The organism is Tsukamurella strandjordii (genome assembly GCF_039525985.1).
Taxonomy (GTDB): Bacteria; Actinomycetota; Actinomycetes; order Mycobacteriales; family Mycobacteriaceae; genus Tsukamurella; species Tsukamurella strandjordii.
Map to the genome: position 1 here is coordinate 214,538 of NZ_BAAAII010000004.1, position 22,651 is coordinate 237,188.

Genomic DNA, 22,651 nt, shown 5'->3' on the forward strand with positions numbered 1-22,651 from the left:
TCTGCAGGGTCGATCAGAGCCGCGGGCGACTGCGATCGAACGGCGCCTGCACGAACCGGATGGTTTCGGAGCGCTCCATCACGCGGCGCGCGTACCGGCCCTCCAAGCGGTGACCGTCGACGGTGCCGCTCAGCACGAGTGCATCGGGCCCGGCGAGCGCCGCGGACAGCCGCACCGGCTGTGACCCGGCCCCGGCGCGCACCACGAATTCGTCGCCGTCGAGACGGAGGCCCCAGGGCTCGACCGCACCGTCGGGAGTCTGGGTCACCAGGCTGTCCTGCGCCGAACCGGTGGCCGGACGGTCCGCGCTGCCGCGCAACGTGATCGCGATCGACGTCCACGCCGGTCCGCCGCCCGCGGCGCGTGCGGGTGCGCCGTCGATGCTCAGCTCGGTGGCCCGCCACACACCATCCCGCGCGTCCCGCGCCGTGTTCATCAGCTCGACGCGGTCGGCGTTCTTGGACGCCGTGACGGCGAGCAGCACGACCAGTGCGCACGTGCCCGCCGCGCGGGCCGCCACTGCTCTGCGGTTCGGCGAGCCCTGCGGCGCAGGGAAGATCGCGCGCAGCAGTGGAGCCCACGGGCGGGTGAGCAGGACGGCGATCAGCAGCAGCTCGAAGGCCAACAGCTTCACCGGGACGTCGTAGAAGACGTTGAGCAGCACGATCTGCGTGAGCGAGACCACGGCGAGCAGGGCGCCTGCGGTCCGGGTCCGGCGCGGCACCAGGAGTAGTGCGGCGGCGGTCTCGATCAGGCCGGTGATCACCGTGTACGGCGTGGACGCCGCCATGTATCCCCAGAGCATCGCGAAGGGCTCGGCATCGCCCACCGCCTGGAGCTGATAGGCGGGCAGGTTCATGTAGCCCATCTGGGCCGGAATCACCTTGGCCAGCCCGTACAGCAGCATGGCCACCACCAGGGTGACCAGAGCGATCGCCGACAGGATGCGGCTGACCCGCTGCACCCCACCGGGGTCCGCGGTTCCGGATGAGCGGAGCGCGACCGCGCCCCAGACCGCTCCGATCAGCGTGCCGCAAGCGATCCAGCCGGCGTGCATCTGCCACGCCCACGCGAGGTCGCTGCCCGTGGCCACGTCCACCGGCGCGGGCGCCGTTCCGATGATCGCGGCGCCGATCCCGGTGAGCACCGTCCACACCGGTCCGAACACCGGGGCGGCGAGGATCTGGGACAGCAGGATTCCGTCCACGAACAAGATCATCAGGCCGCCGCCGACGGTGAGCCCGACGGTGGTCGCGACCAGCCGGCGATCACTCATCGCCGAGAACTCGCACCGCCGCCTCCTGGGTCACCGTGGCGATCAGGCGTCCGTCGTGGAAGAAGTGCCCCGTCGACAGCCCGCGGCCGTCGCCGGCCACCGGGGATTCGGTCGCGAACAGGTGGAACCGGTCGAACCGGGGCCGGTCGTGGAACCACAGCGACTGGTTGAGCGTCGCGGCCACCACTCGGTCGTAGCCCCAGGACAATCCGTGGCGCGCGATGATCGAGTCCTGCACGGCGATATCGGAGGCCCAGGCCAGTGCCGCGTCGTGCAGCACCTGATCCTCGGGCATCGCGCCGTCGGTGCGCATCCACACCAGGCTCGGTCCGTCGGACTCGCCGGTCTCGCGGCGCACCCACACCGGGTCGGAGGCGAACCGCATGTCGATCGGATGCGAGGCCTCCACGAGCGCGCGCAGTTCCTTCTCCCGGCCCGCGAAGCCCTCCTGGATCCGGGGCAGCGAGGTGGGCGGCGCCGCCTCGGGCTGGGGCGCGGCATGGGCGAGCGCGCCCGCCGCACCCTCCTGATAGGCGAGCGTCATCACAGCGATCACAGTGCCGCCCTGCTCGACCGTCACCTGGCGGTTCGCGGCGGTCCGTCCGTCGCGCAGCGTCAGCACCCGGTAGGTGAGATCCTCGGTCACCGAGCCCAACTCGATGAAGTGGGTGTGCGCGGCGTGGAGCGGGAGACGGGGGTCGGGCAGGGTGCGGGCCGATGCCACGATCGCCTGCGCCAGGATCTGGCCGCCGAAGGTGTGCACCCCCACCTTCGCCGGATGCCGGCCGGTGAAGACTCCAGGCGCCTCGGTGGCCCCGAGTTCCAGCACGTCCAGGAACTGCTCGAAATCGGTGCCCGCGGGCCCCGACGATGCGGCGGAGGGCTTCGCCCGAGCCGCGATTCCGGCCACCGTGCGTCCCTCGAAGACGTCCCGGGGACTCAGCTCGAAGCCGCGCCGACGCACTCGGGAGACCGCCTGGAGCGAGACGAGCGAATCTCCGCCCAACTCCACGAAATCGTCGGCGAGCGTGACGTCCTCGGTGTCCAGGATCTCTCGGAACACTGCGAGGACCACCTCCTCGGCGGGGGTCGCGGGTAGCCGGTCGGCGGCCGGGTCCGCGCGGCCCACGGCCGGCGCCGGCAGCGCGGCGCGGTCGAGCTTGCCGGTCGGGCCCAGCGGTAGCCGGTCGAGTACCACGTACGCGGTGGGCACCATGTGATCCGGGAGCTCCGTGCCCAGGGCCGTGCGGATCGCCTCGGGATCGGGTTCGGCACCGTCGTTGCGGACGAGGTAGCCGACGAGCCGGTCCTCGTGCACCAGAACGGCGGCAGCGCGGACGCCGTGCTGCCGGGCCAGTGCGGTCTCGATCTCGCCGAGCTCCACTCGCAGGCCCCGGATCTTCACCTGGTGATCGGCGCGGCCGTGGAAGGAGAGGTTCCCGTCCGGGCGCCACGCCACTAGATCGCCGGTCCGGTACATGCGGGATCCCGGCTCCCCGAACGGGTTCGCGATGAAGGTCGAGGCGGTGAGGTCGGGGCGGTGAAGGTATCCCTGCGCCAGCGAATCGCCCGCGAGGTACAGCTCACCGAGCACGCCCACTCCCACCGGGTTGAGGCCCTCGTCGAGCACGTAGCAGGGCAGATCGGGGTCCGGCCGACCGATCGGCAGCGGGCCGGGATCGTCGGGTACGTACCGCCAGGTGACGGAGTTGATGGTGGCCTCGGTGGGCCCGTAGCAGTTGAAGAGCGCCCGCCGCCCGCGGCCCCAGCGGTCCGCGAGTTCGGGATCGAGGCGCTCGGCGCCCACCATGAAGATCACCGACGGGTCCACGGTGCAGTGGTCGGGCATCGCCGCCAGGAACGAGGGCAGCAGGTTCACCACGGTGACCCCGTGCTCCTCGATGTACTCCACCAGCTCGTCGCCGGGTAGGCGCACCGCATCGGGCGCCACCACGGAGGTGGCACCCACCATCAGCGGCCCGAGAACCTGGAGTACCGAAATGTCGAAGCTCGGCGAACCCGCCTGCAGCACGCGCTCGTCCGAGCGGAATCCCAGGACCTCGACCACGAAGGCCATGAGGTCGGGCAGGCCGCGGTGGCTCACCGCGACGCCCTTCGGCCGGCCGGTGGTGCCGGACGTGTAGATCACGTACGCCAGCGCGTCCGCAGTGAGTCCCGCCCGTGCCCGCACAGGGTCCGTCTCGTCGCCGTCGAGGTCCCACGGGTCCACCGCGAAGACCGGGACATCGCGGGGTGCGGCGGCGGTCGCCGACTCCGGGATGTCACCACAGGTCAGCACGGCCGACGGCGCGGCATCGCCGAGGAGGAACTCCAGGCGGGCCGCGGGATACGACGGGTCGAGCGGCAGGTACACCGCCCCGGCCTTGAGCACGCCGAAGATCGCCACGTACCAGGGCACATCGCGTTCGGCGAAGACGGCGACGGTGTCCTGTTGCCGCACACCCGCCTCCACCAGGCGGTGCGCCAGCCGATTCGCCGCGGCGTCGAGCTCGCCGTAGCTGAGCTGCCGGTCATTGCAGATCACCGCCGGGTGGTCCGGTCGTTCGGCCACGCGGGCGGCGAATTCTTCGAGCAACGGATGGTATTCACCGCGCGCGGCGACCTGGCCCAGCGCGAGCATCGCGGCGCGCTCGTCGGCTGGAAGGAAGCCCAGCGCGGCCACCGGGGTGTCCGGCGCCGCGACGATCTCCCGCAGTACCTCGGTGAGCCATCGGCCGTACGCCCGCACCGTCTCCTCCGCGAGCGCGTCCGGCCGGTACCCCAGCCCCAGCGTGAGTCGTTCGCCCGGAAGGACGACCACGGTGAGCGGGTAGTGGGTGGCATCGGTGATATCGACACCGGTCAGGTCCAGGCCGGGTTCCACCGGGTGCACGCTGCGGTCGGACAGCGGGAAGTTCTCCGTGACCACCATCGTGTCGAAGAGCTCGCCCACGCCGGCGGTGCGAGTGATCTCGACCAGTCCGAGGTGGTGGTGATCGGACAGGGAGAGCGCGCGCCGGTGCAGCTCCGCGATCAGCCCGGCAACGGGCTGTCCGGGCCGCAGGGGCACGCGGATCGCGATGCTCTCGCCCAATTGTCCGATCATCGTGCCGACATCCGGAACCTCCACGGACCGGCCGGATACGGGGCATCCGAAGACCACGTCGCGACGTCCGGTGAGGCGGCCCAGCAGAACTCCCCACGCCGCGTGCAGAACGCTCGTCAATGTGACGCCACGAGTGCGCGTGAGGGCGTCGATGCCGCGGGTCAGGTCGGCGTCGAGTTCGACGTGGATCCGTTCCGGCGTGGCCGATGCCGCACCCGTCGCCGCGGGAGCGAGGATCGTGGCCGATTCGATCCCGGCCAGTTCCTCGGCCCAGGCCGCGCGCGCCGCCGGGACGTCCCGCTCGGCCCGCCAGCGGTAGTACCCGGCGAGCGGCGCGGAGGCCGGCGCCTCTGGGCCGCCGTCGAGTTCGGCGTAGATCGCGAGCAGGGTGCGACCCGCGATCGGCATCGACCATCCGTCGAGCAGCGCGTGGTGATTGGTGAGAGCCAGCCGATACCGGTCCGATCCCGTGCGGCACAGCAGGAACCGGATCAACGGCGCGCACGTGGGATCGAAGCGGCGGTGCTGTTCGGCGGCGGCGATCACCGCGAACGCCGCCGACGGATCGTCCCGGTCGGTGAGGTCGACATAGGTGAAATCGAGGTCCACCTCATCGGGCACCACCTGCACCACGTCGCCGGACGCGGTGTACCCCAGACGTGTGCGCAGCGACGGTACGCGGCGCAGGAGTTCGGCCGCGGCCCGCTCCATCCGCAGCGGATCGACGGGGCCGCGCAGGTGGGTGGCGGCCTGCACCACGTAGACATCGTGCTCGTCGTCGCCGAGCAGCGTCGAGTGGAAGGCGAGGCCCACCTGGAGTGCGGTCGCGGGGAGCACGTCGACCACCGGGCCGGACGCCTCCACCAGGTCGATGTCGGTCTGATCGAGGTCCACCAGTGGAAGGTCGGACGGGGTGAGGCCGCCACCGTCGGGACCGATCCGGCGCGCGTGCTCCGCGAGGGCGGCCAGCGCGGCCTCCCAGCACTCCTGCAGCGCGCGCACGGCATCGCCGTCCAGCACCCCGCCGGCCACGGTCCACTCCACGACCAGGCCGTCGTCTCCGTCGAAGCAGTTGATCGCCAGCACCTGCTCCAGTGCCTTGGCGGCGGGGTCGAGGACGGCGAACGGAGTGTCGCCCGGGAGCGTCCACCCGTCGTCGGCGCCGGCGAACCGGCCGAGATAGTTGAACACCACATCGGGGGCCGCACCGTCGAGGTCGGCACCGGGGTCGAGATGGCGCAGGACGCCGTAGCCGATGCCGTGATCGGGAAGGGTGCGCCGAGCCTCCTTGACGCCGCGCACGAGCCGTCCGGCGGCCGCGCCGCCGGCCAGCGCATCGTCGAGGTCGGCGTCCTCGACCGGGACCGGCAACCGCACGGGGAACTCGGTGGTGAACCATCCCACGGTGCGCGCGAGATCTTCGGCGGCCCAGAGCTGCTCGCGGCCGTGTCCCTCGACGGTCACCGTGGTCGCGGCCATCGGGGCGAGCCCGGCCCGCCGCCGCCGCAACCGCAGCGCCAGTGCCAGGGCGGCCAGGAGGGCCTCTTCCACGTTCGCACGGTACGCCCGTGCCAGATCGCGCACGACCGCATCGGCGAGCGCGGATCCGACCCTCGTGCGGGTCACCGCTGCGGTGGCGACCCGATCGACGGCCGGATCCAGGGGGCGCTCACCCAGGCGCTCCGCGGCGGCGAGGGCCTCGCCCCACTGCGCGAGTTCGCCGCGGCGCGCGCCCGTCCGGCCCTCCTCGGCGAGGGCCAGCGCGTGGGCCCGCCATGGAGTGGACTCGGCACGCGGCGTGGGAGCCCGCCCTGCCGCCACGGCCCGGTGCGCGAGCGGTAGGTCGGCGAGCAGCACCCGCCAGGAGACGCCGTCCACGGCGAGGTGATGGATCACCAGAACCAGCCGGGCGGCATCATCGGGTCCGCCGGCCACGATCGCGGCACGCAGCACGACGCCGGATACCGGATCGAGATCGGCGGCGAGGCGCTCGGCCACGGATTCGACGGTGCCCGTGGTCTCCTGCAGCTCGATCGACGGGACCCGCTCGTCGACGGAGAGGGTGCGGGAGTCGATCACGCGCAGCCGCAGCGCAGGATGGGCCTCGGCGAGTGCGGTGAGCGCCTGACGCACGGTCTCGGTGGTGGCATCGTCCGGAAGCTCGGGGGCGATCCACTGGGCGTACCCGGCGATGTCCCGCAGGTCCGCGTGCGGCGCGAGCAGCGCTGCCACGATCGGCGGCGCGGGGAACTCCCCGGACGGGTCCACGACGGGCCCCGCGTCCACGGTCGCGGTCTCGGCGGCGGACGCTGCGAGGGCGGCGAAACTACTGCCGGAGAGGAAGTCACGTGGCCGGATGTCCAGGCCGCGGGCACGCAGATCGCTGCACACGGTGATGGCGCTGATGCTGTCGCCGCCCAGGCTGAAGAAGTCGTCGTCGACGCTCACCTCCGGCACCGCGAAGGCCTCCGCGACCACCGCGCACAACAGTCGCTCGCGATCGGTCCGCGGCGCGCGGCCACCCGCCTGCGCCGCGGGGGCGGGGAGTGCGGTGCGGTCCAGCTTGCCGTTGATGGTGACCGGCAGTTCGTCGAGCACCACCACCGCGCCGGGGATCATGTGATCGGGCACGACAGCGGTGAGGGCGTCGCGGACGCCGTCCGCCGTGACATCGCCCGTCACGTAGCCCACCAGGCGATCCCGCCCGCCGTCGGTGCGGATCACGGCGGCGGCGCTGGTGACGCCGGGCACGCCGGCGAGCGCGGTCTCCACCTCGGCCAGCTCGATCCGGTAGCCGCGGATCTTGACCTGGCCGTCCCCACGCCCGAGGTACTCGTAGCCCCCGGCGGCGCCGAGCCACCGCACCCGGTCGCCGGTGCGGTACATGCGCGTGCCGGGCTCGCCGAAGGGATCCGCGACGAAGCGCTCGGCTGTCGCCGCGGGCAGGTTCAGGTAGCCGCGCGCCAGATGCGGGCCTGCGAGGTACAGCTCGCCCACCTCGCCGTCCCGGACCGGTTGCAGGGCACCGTCGAGCGCGTACGCCGCGGTCCCGGGTACGGCGCGACCGATGACGGCGTGATCACCCGACACCGGAGCGGCGGTCGCATCGACGGCGGCCTCGGTGGGGCCGTACAGATTCGCGGCCGGGACGCCGCTCGCCGCGATCCGGCGCCACAGCGCGGGACCGGTGGCCTCGCCGCCCAGCACCAGCAGGGCCGGACGGTGCTCGCCGTCGAGCAGCCCGGCATCGATGAGCGGGGCCGCCATCGACGGCGTGGTGTCCACCACGTCGATGGCGTCGCGGCGGTAGGCGCTCAGGAGCGCCTCCGCGTCGCGGGCGACGTCGGTCGAGTACAGATGCAGGGTGTGCCCGCTCAGTAGCCACAGGAGTTGATCGAGCGAGGCGTCGAAGGCGAAGGAGTAGGTGTGCGCGCACTGCAGGCGCCTGTGCGCGTCGCCGTCGACCGCGATGTCCACCAGCGTCGAACGGTGGTGGCGCAGCAGGCTGGTGAGGCCGCCGACGCGGGCCGCGACGCCCTTGGGGCGGCCGGTGGAGCCCGAGGTGTGGATCACGTAGGCGAGGTGGTCCGGGTGCCGCGGCGCGGACAGTTCCGCCTCGTCCAGCGGATGTCCGGGCAGGCCGTCGAGCCGCATCCGCACCGCCGGATCGTCGAGCGCGATGGACCGGAGCCCCTCGGGCGGAGTCGATTCCGTGGTGGTGAGCGCGAGAAGCGGCGCCGAATCCGCGACCAGCTCGGCGTGCCGTGCCGCGGGGTGCGCGGGATCGAGGTATTGGTAGGCGGCGCCCGCGTCGAGGACGCCCAGCAGCGCGACCACGAGGTCGATGCCCCGCGGCAGGGCCAGGGCCACGACATCGTCGGCGCCGGCGCCCTCCGCGCGCAGCAGGCGTGCCACGCGGTGCACCCGGTCGGCGAGCCGGCCCGCCGTGAGGCTCTCGCCGTCGTGGACCAGGGCCACCGCGTCCGGATCGCGCTGCGCGAGTGCGGCGAGCGCGGCGGGAACCTCCTGCGGCGGGTGCGTGGAATCGGCTGTGCGCGAGCGCGATATCAGCGAGCCCCGCAGATCCGCGGGGAGCAGCGGGACCTCGCCGACAGAGGGAGCGGCCGGGTCGGTGAGCAGGGTGATCAGCGTGGTGACCGTGTCCAACCGGCCCTGCACCTGCTCCTGGCTCGCGGCGCGCTCGTCCACCTCGAAGCCCAGCAGGAGACCTCCGGCGACGGTCGGGATCACGCTGAGGCCGTAGTCCTCGGGTGGGCCGCCCGCCACATTGCGCATCGTTCCCTGCGAGCCCGCGAAGTCGAGCGTCAGATCGAAGGCCTTGAGGTTGATGCCGCGCCCGTGCAGCAGGGCGCCCACGGTGGGAGTGGAGAGGTCGCGGGGCAGATCCTCGCCGCGGTACCGCTGGTGGGTCCGCATGCGCCGCATGACATCCGCCACACGGGCACTCAGATCGGTGAGACGGTCACCGCCGCGCACGGTGATCCGCAGCGGCAGCACGTTCACCGCCATCGCCGGCGTCCGCAGCGCCACGCCACCGCTGCGGCACATCAGCGGCATCGCGAAGACCACATCGGATTCGCCCAGCGTGCGATGCAGGAAAGCGGCGTAGCAGGCGATGAGCGTCTCGCCCCACGTGGTGCCAGCCTCGTCGGCCGCGCGGCGGAGCGACTCGAAGGCAGCCGGGGGCAGTTCGATCCGCGCGGTCCGGGTGGTGGTCGCCGGCCCGTCGAAACCGGTCCGGTCGGGAAGTGCCGGGAGGGGTGTCAGCTCGTCCCGCCAGTACGCCCGGTCGTCGACGAGGTCCTCGCTCGCCCGGTACTCCTGGTCGGCGGCCACGTACTCGGCGAACGATCCGAAGCGCGATGCCGGCGCCTCGGCGCCGGTCGCGAGTGCCGTGTAGTGCGCGGCCACGCGGCGCGAGAGCATGGCGGCGGAATAGCCGTCGAAGACCAGGTGGTGGCCCATCTGGGTGTACCAGACCTCGGTCTCCGAGAGCACGAGGATGCGGTACGCGAACAGGTCGCGGTCGGTCATGCCCGCGCACGCCTCGGCGAGACGGGCGCGCTCCGTGGTCACGGCTCGCTCCGCCGCAGCGCGCGGATCGGCCTCGGAGCGCAGGTCCACCACCGGCGGATCGGTGACCGCATCGTCGATCCACTGGCGCGGGCCGTCAGGGGTCTCGGTGACTCGCAGCCGCAGGCTCTCCGCCTCGCGCACCGTCCGGGTGATCGCGGTGCGGAGCGCGTCCAGGTCCACCGGCCGTTCGCCCACGATCTCGAGGACGTCGCCCACCACGTAGTACGGCGAATCCGGTTCCAGTCGTTGCGCGTTCCAGATTCCGGACTGCGCCGCGGTGAGCGGGAGCAGGGTGCGGCCGGCGGGCGCCGACGAGACCGCCGGCGGCGTGGACTCGGCGAGAGTCACTTCGTTACTCCTGGAGGTGATGCGGGCGCGGGCGAACGCGGGGTCAGCGGGGGAGTGCGTCGCGGAGATCGAGCGGACGCAGGTCGGTCCAGGTCTCGGCGATGCGGTTCTGGCAGGCGTCGCGGGTATCGGGACCGAAATCCACGGTCCAGCCCGGGGGGACGTCCGCGAAGACCGGCCACAGCGAGCGCTGCTCCCGCGCGTTGATCAGCACGAGGAACTCGCCGCCCGCATCGTCGAACGGGTTCATGCGCCGGTCACCAGGCGCTGCCAATGCGCCAGTTCGGGCTGCTCGGCAAGGTCGGGGAACTCGATGTCGGCGGAGCCGGCATCGCGCCATCGCTGAATGAGGGTCATCACGCGGACCGAATCCAGGCCGCGGTCGAAAAGGTTCTCGTCATCAGCGATCTCGTGCGGCGCGCAGCGGAGCAGCTCGGCGACGTCGGCGCGCACCTGCTCGGCGGTCAGGTCAGAGGTGGACATTTCGGAACCGGACTCCTTGAGGTAATCTCCTGTGCGTTCAGATAGGTAAGCCTACACTTTCTAGGCCGTCGAACGGAAAGCGGGCGCCGGGGTCTGCCGCGCGAGCGCCGCGATATCGACCGATCGGAGTAACGCATGAAGTGGAACGATTTCGTCCTCACCGTCGCGGCGTCGTCACAGGTGTCGAAGAACCTGCTGCGCTTGGAGTTCGACGTGGACCCCGCGGCGGGCCAGGGCTATCGGCCGATCTCGCCCGGGGACGAGTCGATCGCCTTCTACTTCTCGCCCGACGGCGACGAACTGCGCACCCGGCGGTCGGAGGATCCCTCGGCACTCGGCGGATGGGAGGTCGTGGACACCGAGCGCAGCCAGGGGCACCGCAATTACACGGTGCGCCGGTACAACCCGGCGGTCGGCCGAATGGTGGTGGACATCGCCGAGCACGACCACGGTCCCGCGATGGGCTGGTTCCGCGCCGCTCGGCCGGGCTGGCGACTGCTCGCGGCCGGCCCGCGATCCTGGTACGCACCGCCCGCCGATGCCACCCGTCATGTGCTCGCCGGCGATCTCGCTGCCCTGCCCGCCCTGGCCCGGATCCTGGAGGACACCCCGCCGGAGGTGCCGGTCACGGTGCTCGCCGAGGTGCTCGATCCGAGCGATACCCGGTATCTGCCGGAACGTCCGAACACCGAGGTGATCGAGCTACTGGGGTCCGGCAACGGGACCGGCCCCAGCGGATTGGCCACCGCGCTCGACCGCGTCGAACTGCCCACCGACGCCTACCTATGGCTCGCGGGCGAGGCGGCCGATACGCGGGCGGCGAAGAAGCACGTCCGCGCGCTGGGCTGGTCGCGCGGCCGCGCCGACATCGTGGGCTACTGGCGGCACAACGCCGAGGAGTGGACCAAGCGTTTCGAGGAGCGCGGCGGCGAGCGGCTGCGGCAGGTCTTCGCCGATGCCCTGGCCGAGGGCAAGTCGCGCCAGGAGGCCACCGATATCTACGAGCGGGCGCTGGAGGCGGCCGGCCTGTAGAACGACGAGTGCCCCGGAAGCAAGGCTCCCGGGGCACTCGACTCGGGCGTCAGCCCGCGTTCTTCGCCGCCTCCTGGAGCAGCGGCACGTAGCGCTCGAGGAGCCACGGCATGTCGAGCACGTTCGGCGAGCTCACCGCGAACACCAGCGGCGGGTCGGTGAGCGGCACGTAGGCCTTCTTCTGCACCGCGGTCAGATTCGCGAAAACGGGATTGGCTTCGACCGCCTGCCGAGTGGCATCGAGGTACCACGCGACCAGGACGTCGGCGTTGTACCGCGGTACGTTCTCCCAGGCAACCGGGGCGGCGAACGTGCCCGGGGTGCTCTCGCGCAGCGGTGTCAGCGCGGGCAGTGGGGTGAATCCGAGACCGGCCAGCAGGCGCACCCGGGGGTCGGTGTCGAAGTACAGGTTCAGGCTGTCCGGACTGGTGCCGCTCGCGAACGCCACCGTCTTCCCCGCGAAGGCCGGGTTGGCCGCCCTGGCGTCCGCGACGCGCCGATCGGTCTCGTCGATCAGCTTCCTCGCCTCGGTGTCCTTGCCCAGCGCCCTGCCGACGAGGGTGGTCTGGTCCTGCCAGGACGTCTGCCAGTTCTTGCCCGGCTGCGCCACCGTCGGCGCGATCCTGGACAACTGCGCGTACTGGTCCGGCGTGAGGCCCGATTGCACCGCGAGGATCACGTCCGGCTTGAGCGCCGCGATCCGCTCGAACGGGATCGATCGACTGGTCTCGGAGAGCAACTCGGGCGTCGCCTCGCCCAGCTTGTCCTTCACCCACGGCAGGATGCCGTCGACGGTGCCGGAGTCGGACTTCATGTCCCGCATGCCCACCGGGATCACACCGAGCGCCACCGCGGCCTCGGTGCTGCCCCAGCCGAGCGTGACGACGCGCTGCGGCTTCGCCGGGATCTCCGTGCGCCCGAGCGCGGAGTCGATCGTGACGGGGAAGCCGGCGCCGCGCGGCGGGGCGCTCCCACCGGACCCGTCGTTCGAGCCGCAACCTGCCGTGACCAGCACGGCGAGCGCCGCAGTGAGGGCGAGCGCCGTGCGCACGCCTCCGGATCGGTGTGTCACTCGATGTCCCTTCTGTCTGTTTCGCGGAATTCGCCGCTCGGCAAGAATTAGGTTAGGGTAACCGTAGGTATTGGCGCCCTCGTGCTCGGCTCGGATGAGTCGCACGGTGCGGCGCTGGCAGACGGGCTACGGCTGAGGCGGCCGTTGTGTCGAGTGACACAGGCGTCACGAACGAGTGGACGTGCCCTGCACAGGTATGCCTATCCTATCTGGAGTGCTCGCAGAGCGAAGGAGTCGTATGGCACAGCAACGGGCGACGGTCGACGTGGTCGGCATCGGCGCCGGACCGTCCAATCTGGCACTCGCCGCGGCGGTCGATGAACACAACCGTGCCGGTTACCCGCCCCTGTCGATGGCCGTCCTGGAGCGCAAACCACGCTTCGGCTGGCACCCGGGCATGCTGCTCGACGGCGCCACGATGCAGATCGCCTTCCTCAAGGACCTTGCGACGCTGCGAAATCCACGCAGCCCCTTCAGCTTCCTGAGCTACCTCGAAGCGCGAGGCCGCCTCGTTGACTTCATCAACCACCAGACCTTCTTCCCCACCCGCCTGGAGTTCACCGACTACCTGGCCTGGGTATCGCAGACGGTCGACGCCGAGATCGCCTACGGCACCGACGTCACGGCGCTCGTGCGCATCGACGAGCCCGCCGCCGACGGTGCCCGCTGGATCGTCCGGTACGCCGACGCCGACGGCGCGCACGAGCTGCGGACCCGCACCGTGGTCGCCGCCACCGGCCTGCGTGAGAAGCTGCCCCAGTGGGCCACCACCGGACCGCGCCTGTTCCACAACCATCGCCTGCTCGAGCATCTCGCGGCGGCAGGGCTCGATGCGAGTGCGCCGCACCGCTTCCTCGTGGTCGGTGGCGGACAGAGCGCCGCCGAAGTGGTGCAGCACCTGCACCGCAGCTATCCCGACGCCGTGGTGGAATCGGCGTACAACTCGTACGGCTTCCAGCCCGCCGACGACAGTCCCTTCGCCAACAAGGTCTTCGATCCCGATGCGGTGGACCACTTCTACGACGCGCCCGACGACGTGCGCGCCGAGCTGATGAAGCGCCACGCGACCACCAACTACGGCTGCGTCGACCTGGAACTCATCAACGAGCTCTACGCCATCGAGTACCAGGAGAAGGTCACGGGCAACCGCCGCTTGCGGTTCCGCCCCGTCACCACGGTGTCCGATGCGGTCCCGTCCGCCGACGGCATGCGCGTGACCCTCGTCGACCGGATGACCGGCGCTCAGAGCGTCGAGGACTACACCGCTGTGGTGTGCGCCACCGGATTCCGCTCGGTCGGGGTGAGCGAGGTGCTACCCGAGTGGGGCGACGACGAGGCCCGGTTCCGCGTGGACCGCGACTACCGGCTGACCGTCGACGGTGAGCCCCTCGCCGGCCTCTACATCCAGGGCGCCACCGAGGAGACCCACGGTCTCGGTTCCACCCTGCTGTCCAACGTCGCGATCCGGGCGGGCGAGATCTTCACCGGGATCTCCGCCGACCTGCTCGCCGATTCCGCTGTCGCAATCGCCAAGGGAGCATGATGCGCGTCGTCACCTTCGGATTCCAGACCTGGGGGCACCGCACCCTCGAGGCCGTCCTCGATGCCGGCCACGAGGTGAGTCTCGCGGTGACCCACCCCGTCTCCAACAACCCGTACGAGCAGATGTGGAACGACTCGGTCGAGCAGCTCGCCACCGATCGCGGTGTGCCGGTCTTCCTCGCCAAGCGTCCCGACGCCGGGCTGCTGGAGGCGGTCACCGAGGCGCAGCCGGACATCATCGTCGCCAACAACTGGCGCACCTGGCTGCCGAAGTCGATCTACTCCCTCCCGCGGCTGGGAACCCTCAACATCCACGATTCCCTGCTGCCGAAGTACGCCGGTTTCTCCCCGCTGATCTGGGCGCTCATCAATGGCGAGACGCACGTCGGCGTCACCGCGCACCTGATGGACGAGGGACTCGATACCGGCCCGATCATCGCGCAGGAGTCCATCGCCGTCGGTCCGGCCGATCGCACCGTGGACCTGTTCCACCGCACCGTGGACCTGATCGGTCCGCTGGTGGCCCGCTCGCTGCGCGAACTGGAGGCCGGTACCGCCGTCGCCGTCCCGCAGGATCCCGCGGCCGCCACCTACTTCCACAAGCGCTCGGACGACGACAGTCGCATCGACTGGACCTGGCCGGCCGACGCCATCGAGCGCCTGATCCGTGCGCAATCCGATCCGTACCCGAACGCGCACACCGTGTTCCGGGGGGAGCGGATCGCGATCACCGCCGCCTCGGTGTCCGCCAAGCGGTACGGGGGAACCCCCGGTCGCGTCTGCGTGCCCGACGGTGACGGCATCGCCGTGGTCGCCGGACCCGACGCGTGGCGCGGCGGCAACCCCGCCGTGATCGTCGAGCGGGTCCGCACCGCCGACGGTGCCGAGCACCCCGCCGCGAAGATCCTGGGAGACAGCGGCGCCTATCTCGGCTGACCGCACGACGAAGACGCTGAAGGAACAACGACGATGCCGCACTCACTGGTGACCGGCGCCGCCTCCGGAATCGGGGCCGCGACGGCCATCCGGCTCGCCGCGCACGGCCCCGTCGCCCTGGCGGACCGGGACGCCGCCGGGCTCGCCGTCACCGCCGCTGCGGTGGCCGCCACTGGCGCAGCCGTGACCACCCATCAGCTCGATGTGGCCGACGCCGAGGCCGTGACGGCCGCCGTGGATGCCGCCGAGCGCGCGAACGGACCGATCGACGCACTGGCCCACTGTGCCGGTGTGCTGGTGGCGGGCCCGGTTCTCGATGCCACCGAGGACGATTGGCGCACCGCACTCGCGGTGAATCTCACCGGAACCGTGACCGTGCTCTCCGCGGTCACCGCACGCATGGCGCAGCGCGGGGCGGGCGCGGCCGTGGTCGTCGGCTCGAATGCGGGCAACGGCCCGCGGGTGGGGCTCGGCGTGTACGGCGCCAGCAAGGCCGCAGCGCATTCCGTGACGCTGACGCTCGCCCTGGAGCTGGCGGCCAGCGGTGTGCGGATCAACGTGGTGGCCCCCGGTTCCACGGCGACCCCGATGCAGACCGCCTTCGGTGGCGAGGCGGCCGCGACAGCGGCGGTCGCCGGGGATCTCTCACGGCACCGCCTGGGAATCCCGTTGGGCCGCATCGCCGATGCCGAGGACATCGCCGGCGCCATCGACTACCTGCTCTCGGCCGGCGCCCGGCACATCACGGCGCAGGTCCTCACCGTGGACGGAGGCGCCACCGTATGACCACCGACACCGCTCCGACGGAGTACTTCCCCGCCGATGTGGCCGCGCGGTACCGGGCCGCCGGCTACTGGACCGACGAGACCTTCGCCGATTTCCTGCCCGCAGCCGCCCGCCGGTTCGGCGACGCCGAGGCGCTGGTCGGCGAGGACCACCGTGGTGCGGCGACGCGCCTGAGCTACCGCGAACTCGACCGCGCCGCCGCCGTCGTCGCCGCGGGGCTGCGCGCCCGGGGCATCGGCTCCGGTGACCGCGTGATCCTGCAGCTCCCGAACACCGTCGAGTTCCCGGCCGTGCTGTTCGGCCTGTTCCGCATCGGCGCCGTTCCCGTCTTCGCGCTGCCCGCGCACCGCCGCAGCGAGCTCGTGCACTTCGCCCGGACCTCCGGTGCCCGCGCGCTGATCACGGCGGCGACCATCGCCCGGTTCGATCACCGCGCGCTCGGCGCCGAGGTGGCGGCCGAACTCGGCGACGGCCGCTTCGAGGTACTCGTCGTCGACGACGAACCCTTCGCCGAACCCGTCACCGGCGACGCGGACGGGACACCCGCCACCGTCGACCCCGCCGCGCTGGCCTTCCTCCAGCTCTCCGGCGGCACCACCGGCGTCCCGAAGCTGATCCCGCGCACCCACGCCGACTACCTCTACTCCGTGCGCGAGTCCGCGAAGATCTGCGGGCTGGGGCCCGGCACCCGTTTCCTCGTGGTGCTGCCCGTGGCGCACAACTTCCCGATGAGCTCGCCCGGCATCCTCGGCGTGCTGTGGGCCGGCGGCACCGTGGTGCTGGGCACCGACCCCGCCCCGCACCGCGCGCTGCCGCTGATCGAGGCCGAGCGGATCACCATGACCTCCCTCGTGCCGCCCGTCGCGATGCTGTGGCTGCAGGCCAGGCCCGGCACCGACGCCGACCTGAGCACGCTGGAGGTGCTGCAGGTGGGCGGCGCGAAGTTCCCCGTGGAGGCGGCGCGGCGCGTGCAACCCGAACTGGGCTGCCGCCTGCAGCAGGTCTTCGGCATGGCGGAGGGCCTGGTCAACTACACCCGCGACGACGACCCGGAGGACCTGGTGCTCGGCACCCAGGGCCGCCCGATCTCGCCGGACGACGAGGTCCGCGTGGTCGACGACGAGGGCGCCCCGGTGCCCGACGGCGAGCCCGGCCACCTGCTGACCCGTGGCCCGTACACGATCCGCGGATACCTGGGCGGCGTGGACGCCGCCTCGTTCGACGACGAGGGCTTCTACCGCACGGGAGACATCGTCCGCCGCCTGCCGAGCGGGCACCTGGTGGTCGAGGGCCGGGCGAAGGACCAGATCAACCGCGGCGGCGAGAAGATCGCCGCCGAGGAGGTGGAGAACCATCTCGTGGCCCACCTCGCCGTGATCGACGCCGCCGTGGTGGCCGTGGCCGACGACTTCCTGGGCGAGCGCACCTGCGCGGTGATCCTCACCGCTCCCGGCGACGACCGCCCCACCGCGCCCCAGCTGAAGAAGTTCGTCCGCGAGCGCGGCGTCGCCGAGTACAAGGTGCCCGACCGGATCGAGTTCGTCGACGCGTTCCCCACCACCGGCGTCGGCAAGATCAGCCGCCGCGAACTGCGCCGCGCGCTCGCCGACCTCGTCGCCGCGCGCACCGATACCGAGGAGAAGAGATGAGCCTGCCCAAGACGGTGACCTACGACCTGCCCGAGGTCGACTGCGCCGACACCGTGGACTGGACCGTCGACCCCGCCCGCGCGGTACTGCTGGTCCACGACATGCAGGAGCACTTCGTGCGGCCCTTCGAACGCGATCAGGAGCCGCTCGCCACCGTCGTCCCCAACATCGCAGCACTGCTCAGTGCGGCCCGCGCCGCCGGTGCGCCCGTGGTGTACACGGCGCAGCCGGGCGATCAGGACCCCGAGGAGCGGGCCCTGCTCACCGATTTCTGGGGCCCGGGCCTGGCGCCGGAGAACGAGGCGATCATCGACGAACTGGCCCCCGCAGACGGCGATGTGCTGCTCACCAAGTGGCGCTACAGCGCCTTCGCCAAGTCTGATCTGGCCGAACGGATGCGCGCCTGGGGCCGCGATCAGCTGGTGATCGCGGGCATCTACGCCCACATCGGGATCATGACCACCGCGCTGGACGCCTTCATGCGCGACATCCAGCCCTACGTGGTCCGGGACGCCGTCGCCGACTTCTCCGCCGACGAACATGCGCGGGCACTGCAGTACGTGGCCGGTCGATGCGGCAGAGTGGAGACCACGGACAGCGTGCGAGAGGCACTTCGATGACCGATAGGACCGCAGACGGTGCGCGGCCCCACTTCGTGTTCGCCACCGGCGGCACGGAGCGGGTGGGCACCGGCGTGGCCGCGGAGTACACCGATCCCCGGGTCGCCGCGGAGGCGCTGCGCAGTGGGATCGGCCGCGGATCGGGTGCCGTGGTCGGGGCCCTGCCCTTCGACCTGGCCGCACCGGCCGCGCTCACGGTCCCCGAGGCCTTCACCACCCGGCACGCCGCCGATCTCCCGTCGGCACGGGACCTGCCGGAGCTGCCGGCGCTCACCCAGCTGACCGAGATCCCCGCACCCGACGAGCACATCGCACGCGTGCGTCGCGGAGTGGACCTGATCCGCCGGGGGGAGCTGCAGAAGGTGGTGTTGGCCCGCGCGGTCGATTTCGCCGCGGCCGAGCCCATCGACCCGCTGACCATGGCCGAGGTGCTCCGCTCGCGTGACGCCAACGGCAACGGCTTCGCCGTCGACCTCACCCCGGCCGGGCCCCGTTTCACGGGCCGCTGGCTGGTGGGCTCCACGCCGGAGATCCTGGTGCGCCGCGACGGCGACCGCGTCTCCTGCCACCCGTTCGCGGGCACCGCCACCGAACCCGACGGCCTCCTGGAATCGCCGAAGGACCGCGAGGAGCACGCGTACGTGGTCGACGAGATCGCCGCCGCGCTCGGTCCGCTGTGCACCGCGCTCGATGTGCCCGCGGCACCGTCGGTGAGCCGCGCCGGGCCGGTGTGGCACCTCGGCACGATGATCGTGGGGCGGCTGAAGGACCCGTCGACCACCGCGCTCGACCTCGCGCTGGCACTGCATCCCACCCCCGCGGTGTGCGGTTTCCCCCGCCTCGCCGCCGCCCGCACCATCGCCGATCTGGAGGGTGACCGGGGCTTCTACGCCGGCGCCGTGGGATACACCACCGCGGACGGCGACGGACACTGGCGCGTGACCATCCGCAGCGCGGAACTCGACCCCACCCGGACCCGCCTGCGGGCCACCGCCGGGGGAGGCATCGTGGCCGCCTCCGATCCCGATGCCGAGCTCGACGAGACCCGCAATAAGCTGCGCACCGTACTCGGGCCGTTCCGGCTCACCGCCGCCGCGCACTGACGGCGGCCTCGCCGCGATGCCGGCGACAGCAAGGAAGGACCACATGGCGGACTGGGCCGATTCGCGGCTACCCGTGTTCTTGGAGGCGCCGCCCGATCCACCCGCACCCGACCCGATCCAGGTCGACGAGCACACCACGCCGCGACAGCTGGTGCTGCGCACCATGTTCGGCAACCCCTCGCGCACGCTGCCGGGATCCGCGCTGATCATCGGTCACCAGGTGGGCGAGGCGCTCGTTCCGGTGGTGATGGGGCTGGCGATCGACCGCGGCATCGCCACCGGCGACTGGCCGGCCACGGTGCGCTGGGTGCTGGTGCTCGCCGCCGTCTTCGCCTTCCTGTCGTTCAGCTTCCGGTTCGGTTCCCGGATCGGCTTCCTCGGCATGCAGACGGTGCAGCACCGGCTGCGCACCCAGGTCACCGACCGCATCATCGATCCCCGCGGACTGTCCGGCGGGCACACCCCCGGTGTCCTGCTGTCCATCGCGACCGCCGATGTGCAACGGCTCGCCATGACCATCGCGCTGACCCTGTACCCGGTGGGGGAACTCGCCGCGATCGTCTTCTGCGGCGTCGTGCTGCTGTCGATCTCGTGGCCGCTCGGCCTGCTCGTGCTGCTCGGGGCACCCGCGATGCTGTGGTGCCTCGATAAGGCCGGCAACACCCTGCGGGCCCGCAGCGAGGCGGAACAACGCGAGGCGGGCGAGGCCGCCGGCGCCGCCGCCGATCTGGTCGCGGGATTCCGCGTGATCAAGGGCGTGCACGCCGAACCCGAGGCGGATCGGCGCTACCGCTCCGCGAGCGGCCGGGCCCTGGCCGCCGTGATCCGCGCCCGCCGCTCCCAGGGCGCCTACGTGGGCGCGATGGAAGCGGTGTCCGCGGTGTTCATCGTGCTGGTGGGCGTGCTCGCCGGAATCGAGGCCGTCAACGGCGCACTCACCGTGGGGCAACTGATCACGGTGGTCGGCGTGACCCAGGTGGCGATGGGACCGCTCAGTCAGCTCGGCAGCAACTTCGGCAAGTTCTGGGTGGCCGGACACGCCTCCGCGAAGCGCGTGCTCATGGTGCTGCAGGCTCCCTACGTGCGCGAGGAGGGCACCGGCACCGCGCCGCACGGCGACCCGACCCCGGTGCGGCTCACCGGAGTCCGCTCCGGAACCGGCACCGTCGACCTCGAGTTCCCCGGCCGTGGCACGACCGCGGTCGTCTGTGACGCCGACACCGCCGCCGACGCCACCGCGCTGCTCTCCCGGGCGCGTGCGGCCGGCGGCGCCGCGGCGCACGCCGGTGACACCGACCTGTACTCGCTCACCGAGAACGCGGCACTGGCTGCGGTGCGCGTGGCACCGCACACCTCCACGTTGTTCGAGGGCACCGTCGCCGAGAACGTGGCCGTGGCCGCGGACGGGGCGGACGACCGGGTGGCCGCCGCGCTCCTCGCCGCCGCATGCGACGACGTCATCGAGGTATTGCCCCAGGGCTTGCAGACCTCCGTCGGCGAAGCCGGACGACTGCTGTCCGGGGGCCAGCGCCAGCGGGTCTCCCTGGCCCGCGCCCTCGCCGCCGACACCGCCACCCTGGTGCTCGTCGATCCCACCAGCGCAGTCGATTCGGTCACCGAGGCCACCATCGCCGAGCGGCTCGGCGGCCTGCGTGCCGACCGCGCCACGGTGATCTTCACCCACTCCCCGGCACTCATCGCCGCCGCCGATACGGTGCTCACCGTGTCCGGTGCGGAGGTGACCGTGGCCGCGCGCGGCGCGGCGGACCCGATCGAGGTGATCCGATGACCACCACCGGCGAATCCACCGCCCCCGGACTGCTTCCCGTCGCCGACGGGCGCACCACCTTCTCCTTCGCGCGGGGACTGCTGCGTGGACGCGGGGGCGCCCTGGCCGGGGTGATCGTGATCCTGCTGCTCGGCGCCGCCCTCGGCCTCGTGGCGCCCTGGGGCTTCGGGGCGATGGTGGACAACGCGATCAACCGCGGCGAGGTGGCCGATGTGGTGCGGATCGGCGCCGTGATGGCGGTGGCCACGATCGCGGGTGCCGCGCTCACCGGCGTGGGGATCGCGGCCTCGGCACAGCTGTTCGAGACGGCCCTCGCCAGGCTCCGTGAGCGGATGCTCGGCGCCGCACTCCGACTGCCGCAGGAACGTGTGGAGGCGGCCGGTTCCGGCGATCTGGTCTCGCGCGCCACCGACGATGTCGTGGTGGTCAGCGAGGCCATCTCACGCGGGGTGCCGGCCCTGTCCCGGTCGGGATTCACCGTGGCCGTCACCATGTTCGGGCTGGCCGCCGTGGACTGGCGCTTCCTCGTGGTGGTCGTCGCCGTGCTCCCGGTGTACTGGGCCGGCGTGCGGATGTACCTGCGCACCGCGCCGCCCGTGTACCGGGCCGAGCGGGCCGCGATGGCCGAGCGGGCGCACCACGTGCTCGGGTCGATCCGGGGCCTGCAGACCGTGCACGCCTACGCGCTGGAACAGCAGGCCTCCGACCGGATCGCTCGCGGATCCTGGGGCGTGGTGCGCTGGTCGATGCGTGCCCGGATCGTGCAGAACCGGCTGTTCGGCCGCGTGAACCTCGCCGAATTCGTGGGCATGGCCACCATCGTGCTCGTCGGCTTCTACCTGGTGCAGGCCGATGCCGTGACGGTGGGCGCGGTCACCACCGCGATGCTGCTGTTCCTGCGCCTGTTCGGCCCGATCGGCGCACTGCTGCTGGTGATGGACGACATCCAATCGGCCGCGGCCTCCCTGGCCCGGATCGTGGGCGTCATCGACCTCGCAGAGACGGGCGAGCAGCGTCCGGCGGCCACCGCGGACGCGGCGCCCGGCGCCCCCGAATTGAGCGTCGAGCGGGTCGGCTTCCGCTACGCGGGCCATGACCGGCGCGTGCTCGACGATGTGACCGTGGTGATCCGCCCGGGCGAGACGGTGGCCGTGGTCGGTACTTCCGGCGCCGGCAAGTCCACGCTCGCCGCGCTCCTCGCCGGGGTGCACACCCCGGAATCGGGGACGGTGCGAGTCGGTTCGACCCCGGTCGGCGATCTGCCCGAGGGCGCCGCACCCGTGCTGCTCACACAGGACGTGCACGTCTTCGCCGGCACCCTGATCGACGACCTCCGCCTCGTGGCACCCGAGGCCGGCGAGGAGCAGGTCCGCGCCGCCCTCGAGCGGGTGGGCGCCTGGGATTGGGTGTCCCGCTTGGATTCCGGGCTCGATACGGTGGTCGGTGCCGCAGGGCACGCGCTCACGCCGATGCGTGAGCAGCAGCTCGCACTCGCGCGGATCGTGCTGCTCGATCCGCCGGCGGTGATCCTCGACGAGGCCACCGCCGACGCCGACAGCTCCGAGGCCGATGTCCTGGAGGACGCGGCGCAGGCGGCGCTACGGGGCCGTACCGCATTGGTCGTGGCCCACCGGCTCAGTCAGGCCGCGCGCGCCGACCGGATCCTCGTGATGGAATCCGGCAGGATCGTCGAGGAGGGCACCCACGATGCGCTCCGCTCGGCCGGTGGCCGGTACTCGCAGCTCTGGGCGGCGTGGACCCGGCACCGATGACCGTGCGACGGTGCGCCGAGCGGGGCTGAGCGCCGCCGCG

Annotated in this window: 14 protein-coding genes; 9 read left to right on the forward strand and 5 right to left on the reverse strand. The window is 72.0% G+C overall.

Annotation, left to right across the window (positions count from 1 at the left end; translation table 11 throughout):
* Window positions 1-13 precede the first annotated feature (13 nt).
* From ABD108_RS06995 to ABD108_RS07010, 4 genes are read right to left on the reverse strand one after another with little or no spacing between them, the layout of a single operon-like run.
* Window positions 14-1,276: a hypothetical protein gene (locus tag ABD108_RS06995; protein WP_343929886.1), complete on the reverse strand. Its 1,263-nt coding sequence runs from the start codon at window positions 1,274-1,276 to the stop codon at window positions 14-16.
* On the reverse strand, window positions 1,269-9,827 hold the full coding sequence (locus tag ABD108_RS07000) for an amino acid adenylation domain-containing protein (protein ID WP_343929887.1): 8,559 nt from the start codon (window positions 9,825-9,827) through the stop codon (window positions 1,269-1,271). Before ABD108_RS07000 ends, ABD108_RS06995 begins: the two co-directional genes overlap by 8 nt.
* Before the next feature lie 43 nt (window positions 9,828-9,870).
* Window positions 9,871-10,077, reverse strand: a complete 207-nt coding sequence (locus tag ABD108_RS07005) for an MbtH family protein (RefSeq protein WP_343929888.1) — start codon at window positions 10,075-10,077, stop codon at window positions 9,871-9,873.
* The gene (locus ABD108_RS07010; RefSeq protein ID WP_343929889.1) at window positions 10,074-10,310 is read right to left on the reverse strand and encodes a phosphopantetheine-binding protein; all 237 of its coding nucleotides are present in this window, start codon (window positions 10,308-10,310) and stop codon (window positions 10,074-10,076) included. The genes ABD108_RS07005 and ABD108_RS07010 overlap by 4 nt, the downstream gene beginning before the upstream one ends.
* 135 nt (window positions 10,311-10,445) lie before the next feature.
* Here ABD108_RS07010 and ABD108_RS07015 point away from each other — a divergent pair, with 135 nt between their 5' ends.
* Entirely contained in the window at window positions 10,446-11,342 is an 897-nt protein-coding gene (locus tag ABD108_RS07015) for a siderophore-interacting protein (RefSeq protein WP_343929890.1), read from the forward strand.
* A gap of 49 nt (window positions 11,343-11,391) precedes the next feature.
* Here ABD108_RS07015 and ABD108_RS07020 read toward each other — a convergent pair whose 3' ends face one another.
* Window positions 11,392-12,414, reverse strand: a complete 1,023-nt coding sequence (locus ABD108_RS07020) for an iron-siderophore ABC transporter substrate-binding protein (RefSeq protein WP_343929891.1) — start codon at window positions 12,412-12,414, stop codon at window positions 11,392-11,394.
* Between the two features lie 238 nt (window positions 12,415-12,652).
* Between ABD108_RS07020 and ABD108_RS07025 the strand changes: the two genes are divergently transcribed.
* From ABD108_RS07025 to ABD108_RS07060, 8 genes are read left to right on the forward strand one after another with little or no spacing between them, the layout of a single operon-like run.
* A complete protein-coding gene (locus ABD108_RS07025) occupies window positions 12,653-13,957 on the forward strand; it encodes a lysine N(6)-hydroxylase/L-ornithine N(5)-oxygenase family protein (RefSeq protein WP_343929892.1) in 1,305 nt (434 codons plus the stop codon).
* Window positions 13,957-14,892 carry a methionyl-tRNA formyltransferase gene (locus ABD108_RS07030; protein ID WP_343930084.1) on the forward strand — a complete coding sequence of 312 codons (936 nt, stop codon included), beginning with the start codon at window positions 13,957-13,959 and terminating at the stop codon, window positions 14,890-14,892. The genes ABD108_RS07025 and ABD108_RS07030 overlap by 1 nt, the downstream gene beginning before the upstream one ends.
* Window positions 14,893-14,925: 33 nt before the next feature.
* Window positions 14,926-15,678, forward strand: a complete 753-nt coding sequence (locus ABD108_RS07035; protein ID WP_343929893.1) for an SDR family oxidoreductase — start codon at window positions 14,926-14,928, stop codon at window positions 15,676-15,678.
* A complete protein-coding gene (locus ABD108_RS07040; protein ID WP_343929894.1) occupies window positions 15,675-17,327 on the forward strand; it encodes a (2,3-dihydroxybenzoyl)adenylate synthase in 1,653 nt (550 codons plus the stop codon). Before ABD108_RS07035 ends, ABD108_RS07040 begins: the two co-directional genes overlap by 4 nt.
* Window positions 17,324-17,947 carry an isochorismatase family protein gene (locus ABD108_RS07045; RefSeq protein ID WP_220657717.1) on the forward strand — a complete coding sequence of 208 codons (624 nt, stop codon included), beginning with the start codon at window positions 17,324-17,326 and terminating at the stop codon, window positions 17,945-17,947. The genes ABD108_RS07040 and ABD108_RS07045 overlap by 4 nt, the downstream gene beginning before the upstream one ends.
* The gene (locus ABD108_RS07050; protein WP_343929895.1) at window positions 17,944-19,050 is read left to right on the forward strand and encodes an isochorismate synthase; all 1,107 of its coding nucleotides are present in this window, start codon (window positions 17,944-17,946) and stop codon (window positions 19,048-19,050) included. The genes ABD108_RS07045 and ABD108_RS07050 overlap by 4 nt, the downstream gene beginning before the upstream one ends.
* A gap of 43 nt (window positions 19,051-19,093) precedes the next feature.
* Window positions 19,094-20,839: an ABC transporter transmembrane domain-containing protein gene (locus ABD108_RS07055; protein ID WP_343929896.1), complete on the forward strand. Its 1,746-nt coding sequence runs from the start codon at window positions 19,094-19,096 to the stop codon at window positions 20,837-20,839.
* Window positions 20,836-22,611: an ABC transporter ATP-binding protein gene (locus tag ABD108_RS07060; protein ID WP_343929897.1), complete on the forward strand. Its 1,776-nt coding sequence runs from the start codon at window positions 20,836-20,838 to the stop codon at window positions 22,609-22,611. The genes ABD108_RS07055 and ABD108_RS07060 overlap by 4 nt, the downstream gene beginning before the upstream one ends.
* Window positions 22,612-22,651: the final 40 nt, after the last annotated feature.